Consider the following 283-nt stretch of genomic DNA (forward strand, 5'->3'; position numbering starts at 1 on the left):
GTTTCCACCTCGACGAATCCGGCGCCCTCCAGCAGCGCGCGGATCGCTTCGCCCAGGTCCCACCCATGTTCCATCAGCAGCCAACCGCCCGGCTGCAGGTGCACGGGCGCGCCGGCGATGTTCAGGCGGATGTCGTCCAGCCCGTCGTGGCCAGACGCCAGTGCGGTGGCTGGTTCGAAGCGCAGGTCGCCCGCGGCCAAGTGCGGGTCGTCGCTGGCGAGGTACGGCGGATTGCTGGCGATCAGGTCGAAGCGGTCGCCGACCCAGGGGGCCTGCCAGGATC

At 70.7% G+C, this 283-nt stretch carries 1 pseudogene; it reads right to left on the reverse strand.

Features of this window, described 5'->3' with window-relative positions:
• Positions 1-283, reverse strand: a pseudogene (locus tag ACQG3P_RS19445) (peptide chain release factor N(5)-glutamine methyltransferase); the annotation flags it as partial.

The organism is Stenotrophomonas sp. SrG (assembly GCF_050031795.1).
Classification (GTDB): domain Bacteria; phylum Pseudomonadota; class Gammaproteobacteria; order Xanthomonadales; family Xanthomonadaceae; genus Stenotrophomonas; species Stenotrophomonas rhizophila_A.